A 688-nucleotide genomic window follows, 5' to 3' on the forward strand; every position below is an offset into this window, starting at 1 on the left:
GCAACAGGAGCAACGGGAGCCACAGGTCAGACCGGCCCGACAGGCCAAACTGGAGCAACCGGGGCAACGGGAGCAACAGGAGCGACAGGAGCCACAGGCCAAACCGGCCCGACAGGCCAGACCGGAGCAACCGGGGCGACAGGAGCAACAGGAGCAACGGGAGCCACAGGTCAGACCGGCCCGACAGGCCAAACTGGAGCAACCGGGGCAACGGGAGCAACCGGAGCAACGGGAGCCACAGGCGAGACCGGGGCAACGGGAGCGACAGGAGCGACAGGAGCAACAGGAGCCACAGGCCAAACCGGCCCGACAGGCCAGACCGGAGCAACCGGGGCAACAGGAGCAACCGGGGACACAGGAGCAACCGGGGCAACAGGAGCCACTGGATCCACAGGAGCCACTGGTGCAACTGGCGCAACCGGGCAGACCGGTCCAGCGTCATGTTTTGATGGCTACAAAACATCTCTCCAACAGATCTAAACACATGGCAGAATGAGGCCGACTATGGCTAAAAAAGCGATACAATTCTCAAAAAATCTCTAGTAATCTACTGAGTATTTACAAGATAAGAACGAGAACGTAAATACATAAAGAAGACTCGGGCAGTAAGTTTCATAACCGCGCATGGACACACGCGACTTTAGCCGTGTGAGGAATTGCGCTCGGCATAAGGGCTACCATGGGTAGC

1 protein-coding gene is annotated in these 688 nt (G+C 58.7%); it reads left to right on the forward strand.

The window, feature by feature from the left end; translation table 11 throughout:
• The coding region (locus ACE5LO_RS27725) for a hypothetical protein (protein ID WP_375523136.1) at nucleotides 1–480 on the forward strand (480 nt) is incomplete at its 5' end.
• Between the last annotated feature and the right edge of the window lie 208 nt (nucleotides 481–688).

The sequence above is a fragment of the Paenibacillus medicaginis genome (assembly GCF_042138635.1).
GTDB classification, from domain to species: Bacteria; Bacillota; Bacilli; order Paenibacillales; family Paenibacillaceae; genus Paenibacillus; species Paenibacillus medicaginis.